The following is a 7,731-nucleotide window of genomic DNA, read 5'->3' as shown; positions in this document are numbered from 1 at the left end:
CCTATATCAATAATGTGATCCGCAACCTTGATTACATCCAAATTATGCTCAATTACTAAGACTGTATTCCCTTTATCAACCAATCTGTTTAACACTTCTAATAATTTTCTGATATCTTCAAAGTGAAGTCCTGTCGTAGGTTCGTCCAAAATGTAAATAGTTTTTCCTCTTGACATTTTTGATAATTCAGTTGCAAGTTTTATCCGTTGAGCTTCTCCTCCCGAAAGAGTTGTCGCAGGTTGTCCTAATTGAATGTAATTCATTCCTACATCCATCAATGTTTGCAATTTTCTCTCAAGTGGCGGAATATTTTTGAAAAATTCGTATGCTTCTTCAACTGTCATTTCTAGCACATCTGCGATACTTTTTCCTTTATACTGAACTTCTAATGTTTCTCGATTGTATCGTTTTCCTTTACAAACTTCACATTCCACATAAACATCTGGCAAGAAATTCATTTCAATTTTATTAATTCCAGCACCGCTACATGCTTCACATCGTCCACCTTTTACATTAAATGAAAATCTTCCTTTCGTGTATCCACGCACTTTCGCATCGTTTGTCTGTGCAAATAAATCACGAATATCATCAAAAATTTTCGTATATGTCGCAGTATTCGATCTCGGAGTTCTCCCAATCGGCGACTGATTAATATCAATCACTTTTTCCAAGTTTTCAAGCCCATCGATTCCACCATTTTCAAGCGGATACAATTTCCCTTTATTTAGCCTATTGTGAAGCTCTGGAAACAATGTCTGATTAATCAATGTCGACTTCCCACTTCCTGAAACTCCTGTCACAACCGTCAAAACTTCAAGAGGAATATGTGCAGTCACATTTTTCAAATTATTTCCTTTTGCATTTTTCAAAACAATTTCTTTAGTCGCTTTTCTTCTTTTTTTAGGCACTTCAATTTTAATTTTTCCGTTCAAATATTGTGCTGTCAATGATTTTTTGTTTCTCATAACTTGTTTTGGCGTTCCTTGTGCTACAACCTTTCCTCCATTAATTCCAGCACCTGGGCCTATGTCAATTAAATAATCAGCTTCTCTCATCGTATCTTCATCATGCTCTACAACAATCAAACTATTCCCAATATCACGCAAATCCTTCAAAGTCGCAAGTAACTTGTCATTATCCCTTTGATGAAGTCCAATACTCGGCTCGTCAAGCACATAAATTACGCCAGTAAGCCTACTTCCAATTTGAGTCGCAAGCCTAATTCTTTGCGATTCTCCACCAGACAGCGTTTTTGTCATTCTAGCAAGACTTAAGTAATCAAGCCCAACATTTATCATAAATTTTAGCCGTTCTTTTATTTCTTTCAAAATTTCAGCTGCAATCTGCATTTGTTTTTCCGTAAGCTGAATTTTTTCATAAAAATCAAGTGCATCAACAACGCTCACTTCAGTCAAGTCAATAATACTCTTATCATTAACTGTTATCGCCAGTACAACATCTTTAAGCCGTTTCCCGTGACAAGTTTTACAAGTTCTCTCTGTCATATATTTTGCTTCCATCTCTTCTCTTGCTGATTCAGAAGCAGTTTCCTTGTATCTTCGTTCAATTCCATGCACAATCCCTTCAAATCCTCGTTTTCCGTTATAGCTAAAACTGTCTCCGCTCCAAGAAAATTTAAATTGCTTATCACTTCCATAAAAAATCACATCTTTTTCTTTTCGAGTCAATTTAGAAACCTTTTTATCCAAGTCGATTTTATGTGCCTTTGCCATCGCTATGAATAAATCCCAGTTCCAGCCCTTTTTAGTCGTCGCTCCTGGAAAAATTATCCCACCTTCATTAATTGACAAATTCTCATCAACAATTAATTTATTCTCGTCAACTTCCAATCTTGAACCAAGCCCATTACAAACTTCACAAGCTCCATATGGTGCGTTAAATGAAAAAAGTCTTGGCACAACATCTGGAAACACAACATCTGGATGTTCTGGACAAGAAAAATTCTCACTAAATTTGTTATCTTCCCCATTAATATTCACAATTATTTTCCCATCAGAAAGCTCACTCGCAGTTTCAATCGCCTCTGTCAATCGACTCAAAAACTCCTTATTATCCGTCTTAAACACAACTCTATCAACAACAACTTCAATATGATGCCTTTTATTCTTATCCAAAACAATTTCATCACTCAAGTCAAGAATATCACCATTCACTCGAACTCTTTGAAACCCTCTTTTCTGCAAATTCAAAAACAAATTTTTATGAGTTCCCTTTTTATCAATCACAACTGGTGACAAAATTATCATTTTATCCTTTTCTTTTCTAGAACTCATCAAATTATCGACAATTTCCTGAATCGACTGTTTCTCCACTTTTCTATGACAAATCGGACAATGTGCCTCTCCAATATGTGCCCACAAAAGCCTCATATAATCATAAATTTCTGTCGTAGTTCCAACGGTAGAACGAGGATTTTTTGACACACTTTTCTGTTCAATCGAAATCGCAGGAGAAAGCCCTTCAATACTATCTAATTCAGGTTTCTTCATCTGCCCAATAAACATTCTTGCATAAGCCGACAAGCTCTCAACATACCTTCTCTGTCCTTCTGAATAAATCGTATCAAACGCAAGCGAAGACTTCCCACTCCCAGAAACCCCAGTAATTACAACCAGCTCATTCTTTGGAATCTCAATATCAATATTTTGTAAATTATGCTCTCTAGCTCCAGTAATCTTTATTTTGTTGTCTTTCATTATCTTCAATGTTCCTCTCTAATTTTTCTCCTCAATTAACTTAAATCCCTCTAAATCAGCTTTTTTAAATTCTTCAATCAATTTTTTTCCATATATCCAAACCTTTTGTTGCCAAGGATGTCCTAAATATCCAAAATGAAAATTAATATCGATAAAAAAATAATAATCCCCATTTGGACAATATGTTGGAAAATATGCAGTATATCCACCACCCCAGTAGTGTTCATCTTTAACTTCTATAATTTTAGGCTCATCTTTAATACGAGGATTATATCTAAAACAAGAATGTTGCCAATCCAATGCATACAATTCCGCATTTTCCTTAGTACATTTCAAAAAAATTTCTGTTATTTTATCCCGAATTTCTTTTTTAAATCCCCAAACTACAAACCCTTCAATTTCCTCTAGATTTTCATAATGATAACTAATATCATAAACTATATACGGTTCTTTAAATTCAAACGCTATTTCTTTTTTATCAACACTAGGATTAAAATTAAATCTATCATAAACTATATCCCAGACTTTATCATATTCTTTATTATCTAATATTACCATTTTTTATATTCCCTTCCATAAAAATTTTTACACAAAAAAGCCTGTTTCACAAATTTTTTTTTACAATCTATGAAACAGATTTTTTTCAATTATTATTTTAATCTAAATATTTTTTATATTCATCAGTTAATTCTAATATTCTTTGTTGTATAAAACTAACCTCTGAGCTCACTCGAAATTGTTCAGCCGCACATAAATTAACAAAATAAACATCTTTTGTCAAATCTTTCAATCCTTCATAAAAGTTTTTTAACCAGTTTTCTTGTGAACTAACTAATTTTTGTTTTAATTTATAGTAACTTTCTCCACCTTTATCAAATTTTTGAATTAGTTTATTGTATATTTCAATCATTTTTTGATTTTCATTTTTCAATGTTTCTAAATGTTCTCTATCATTTTTGTCACATTGATTAAAATTTACTAATAATCTAATGCCTGGAAATTCTGAATTTGAAAAAGAAACTAAAGAAAATACCATAAATATAAAAATTATTTTTCTCATAATTTCCCCTTATCGAGTTTTATTTTTCATACGGAAGTCCAGACGCTTTTGGTGCTCTTGATTTTCCTACAAATCCAACCAATGCTAACAAAGTCAAAATATATGGTATCATTGTCAAAAATTGCTGAGATATTGGAAGTCCTATTGTTTTGGAAACATCGGCAAATGCTTGTCCGAAAGCGAATAACAGGCTTGCCAAGATTGCTCCTAGCGGATTCCATTTCCCAAAGATCATTGCAGCCATTGCGATATATCCACGTCCTGCTGACATGTTATTTGAAAAGGCTGGAAGCAGGACTGCTGTAAGGTAAGCTCCTCCTAGTCCTCCCAATGCTCCTGATATAAGTACGCTTATATATCTTGTTTTATAAACGCTTATTCCTACTGTATCGGCTGCCAATGGGTGTTCTCCAACCGAACGTATTCTCAATCCTAAAACTGTTTTGTATAAAAAGAAATACATTGCGATTGCAATTCCATAAACTACGATTATCATTAATGTTTGATTAGCAAGTGATGGATCACCTTTTGCATTTCTAGCAATTGGGGTATTTCCTGCTGTATTGTAAATAGCTTTTATTAAATATGATGTTATTGCGGCAGCAAATAGATTTATTGCAACTCCGCTTATAATTTGATTTCCTTTAAGACTAATACTTATTACTGCATGAATTAATGAAATTAATATTCCTACTATTACTCCAAAAATTATTCCTAAATATGGATTTGCTGTTGCAATATTTACAACTGCTGTTGCAAATGCTGAACTTAGCATAATTCCCTCAAGTCCAATATTAATGACTCCACTTTTTTCAGAAATACATGCTCCTACAGCTGTTATAAGAATTGGAGGAGCTATTATTATTGTTTGCTGTAATAAATTAAATATTTGTTTTAGTATAATCATTATTATCTTTCCTTTCTGAATTAATATTTTTTATTTAATGATCAAATTTATGATGATTTCTTTTTATTAAGCATAAATTTAAATAAATTTTCTGATGCTACCAAAATAATGATTAATGCTTGTATAATATATACAATTTCCTTGTCAATTTGATATCTTTGCTGCAACATTTGTCCCCCAACTTCGAGTGCCGCATAAAATATTGACGCAACCAATATTCCAAATGGATCATTTTTTCCAAGAAGTGCTACTGCAAGTCCTGTAAATCCGTAGTCTCCCATTATAAATTCAGTATACGAATATTCTGAAGCTCCACCTAAAACACGTTCAGCTCCACCAAGTCCAGCACATGCTCCAGCAATTCCCATTGCCAAAAACATAATATATCTTGGATTAATTCCAGCATTTTCAGCAACCGTATCACTTTGTCCAACTGCTTTTATTTCATATCCTTTTTTAAAATATTTGAAAAAAAGAAATACTCCTATTGTCAGAAGAATTGCAATTATAAAACCAAAATTCAAGTTTTGTCTTGTAACATTTCCAAAAAGCAGTGGCAGTCTTGCTCCTTCAAAAACAGCTGGAGATTGTGTATTTTGAGAAGCAGGATCTTTCAAAGGCCCATTTAATAAAAAATTTTGTAATTCAAGCATAATATAATTTAACATAATTGTACTAATTACTTCACTTACTCCAAATTTTGCCCGTAAAAATCCTGCTATTCCAGCCCACAAAAATCCAGCAATTACAGCTACAATTATTACAACAAATATATTCCCAAAAATATAATTTTTAAATGTAACTGCCCAAAAAGCTGCAGCAAGTCCTCCAGCTATCATTTGCCCTTGCATCCCAATATTAAATAAACCTGCTTTAAAGGCTATCATTGCAGCAAGTGCTGAAAATATTAACGGTGTTGCGACAAATAATGTATTTGCAAGTCCGCTGAAAAAAGGAGATCTTGGATAAGGCTGATAAAAAGCCGCTTTCATCATATCAATATAGGCTGCAATCGGGTTTACACCCTTTGTTATCATTATTACCCCACCAATAATTAATGCAATTAATACTGCAATTATAGATGGTAGAAAATCCTTTATCTTATTTTTAATCATCTATTTTCCCTCCTGCCATTAATATACCTATTTTTTGCATTGTTGCATCTTTTCTATCCAAAATTCCTACAATTTTTCCTGAATACATTACCACAATTCTATCACTTAATGCCATTATTTCTGACAATTCTGCTGAAACAAGCATTATTGCCTTTTTTTTAGATTTTTCATTTAAAATTGTGTTGTGAATCATCTCAACTGCTCCAATGTCAACTCCTCTTGTAGGCTGTGCCGCAATAATAAATTTATTTTCACGCTCCAGCTCCCTTGCTACAACAACTTTTTGTTGATTTCCACCAGATAATCCTCCAAATTTTATTTTTCCATCTGCAGGTCTAATATCATATTTTTTTATATATTCATTAGTTTTTTTCTCTATTTCTTTGTAATCCATCAACATTCCTTTGGAATACTTATCCCCAAGTCCCAAAGCCATATTTTCTTCTACTGTAAAATCGTCAATAGTTGCTCTTTTATGCCTGTCTTCGGGTATATGAGAAAGACCTTTTTCTCTAATATATTTTGGTGCCTTATTTTCCAGTTCTTCATTACCTATAAAATATTTCCCGCTCTCAATTTTCACAAGCCCTGCAAGAGCTTCAATCAGTTCAGTTTGCCCATTACCTTCTACACCAGCAATCCCCAACACTTCACCTTCTCGTATTTCAAATGAAATATCTTTTAATTTTTCAATATTCCCTTTTTTCACAGTCAAATTCTCAATTTTTACAGCTATATCCCCAAATTTCACATCTGGACGTTTCACTTCAAACAGAACAACACGCCCAACCATAAGATTTGCAATCTTTTCTTTTGTAGCTTCCTTTGTTTTTAATTCTCCAACATCGCTTCCACGGCGAATAACTGTAATAGTATCTGATAAATCAAGCACTTCCTGTAATTTATGCGAAATAAAAATAATAGTTTTACCTTCCTTTATAAGATTTCTCATAATTTCATAAAGTTCCTTCACTTCCTGTGGTGTAAGTACCGCACTCGGCTCATCAAATATCAAAAGTTCTGCCCCTTTAAACAATATTTTCAAAATCTCGATTCTTTGATGAATCCCAACTGACAAATCTGACACTTTCGCATCTGGATCAATATTTAGTCCATATCTTTCAGAAACTTCCTTAACCTGCTTTCTAGCAGTATTCAAGTCAAAAAACACTCCACCTTTTTTAGGCTCAAATCCCAAAACCATATTTTCAGCAACCGTCAAAGTATCAATCAACATAAAATGCTGATAAACCATCCCAATCCCCAAATTTGCAGCAGTTGTAGGACTATCAATGTCAATTTTCTTCCCTTTGTAAAAAATCTCTCCAGAAGTTGGAGAATACAATCCATTCAAAATCTTCATAAGTGTAGACTTTCCAGCTCCATTTTCCCCAACAATCGCATGAATCTCTCCTTTTCTTACTTTCAGAGTAATATCATCATTTGCAATAATTTTCCCACCTAAAAATTCTTTTCGTATATTTTTCATTTCCAAAATATATTCACTCATCTTTCCTCCTGCTTCTAAAATTAATTCTATTCAATTCCCAAATCATTCATCTAAAAGATTTTTTTCTTTATAAGTATTTTTCATTTTTGTAAATAATAGTTTTTTCTTTATTTTTTAATTTCTAATTTTTTTAACGCAAGGGCATCAAACGCCATGCCCTTGCATCCTCGCTTTACGCAAAACTTTCTTATAAAGAAAAAAGAAAACTCGCTTTTTAATATAGATAATCTTGACAGTAAGAAATTAATTTAATTTAAAATATATTCCAAAAGCTCAAACAGTTCTTTTTTCTTTAACGAAATTTTGCTTATTAATTTTTGAAAACGTTATCTTGACCATTATAATTTTTTCAAAACAATATTTGTGGGTGAACTACTCCCGCTTTTAGAAGCGGGAGCTTCTTGGGAAGTATCTGCTTTTGT

6 protein-coding genes are annotated in these 7,731 nt (G+C 32.8%); all 6 read right to left on the bottom strand.

Annotated features, from left to right (window positions below; genetic code table 11):
• On the bottom strand, positions 1 to 2,717 hold a 2,717-nt coding region (uvrA, locus tag ACO409_RS09640; RefSeq protein WP_485556759.1), incomplete at its 3' end, for an excinuclease ABC subunit UvrA.
• Between the two features lie 18 nt (positions 2,718 to 2,735).
• The gene (locus tag ACO409_RS09635; protein WP_485556757.1) at positions 2,736 to 3,275 is read right to left on the bottom strand and encodes a DUF2716 domain-containing protein; all 540 of its coding nucleotides are present in this window, start codon (positions 3,273 to 3,275) and stop codon (positions 2,736 to 2,738) included.
• A 97-nt stretch (positions 3,276 to 3,372) separates the two neighbouring features.
• Entirely contained in the window at positions 3,373 to 3,777 is a 405-nt protein-coding gene (locus ACO409_RS09630; protein WP_299268013.1) for a hypothetical protein, read from the bottom strand.
• A 19-nt stretch (positions 3,778 to 3,796) separates the two neighbouring features.
• Positions 3,797 to 4,684: an ABC transporter permease gene (locus ACO409_RS09625; protein ID WP_485556754.1), complete on the bottom strand. Its 888-nt coding sequence runs from the start codon at positions 4,682 to 4,684 to the stop codon at positions 3,797 to 3,799.
• 47 nt (positions 4,685 to 4,731) lie between these two features.
• Entirely contained in the window at positions 4,732 to 5,799 is a 1,068-nt protein-coding gene (locus ACO409_RS09620) for an ABC transporter permease (protein ID WP_485556752.1), read from the bottom strand.
• Positions 5,792 to 7,309, bottom strand: coding sequence for an ABC transporter ATP-binding protein (locus ACO409_RS09615; protein WP_485556750.1), 1,518 nt, complete (start codon positions 7,307 to 7,309; stop codon positions 5,792 to 5,794). The genes ACO409_RS09620 and ACO409_RS09615 overlap by 8 nt, the downstream gene beginning before the upstream one ends.
• Positions 7,310 to 7,731: the final 422 nt, after the last annotated feature.

It is taken from the genome of Leptotrichia sp., from assembly GCF_057270615.1.
This window is presented reverse-complemented; position numbering and strand designations above follow the sequence as displayed.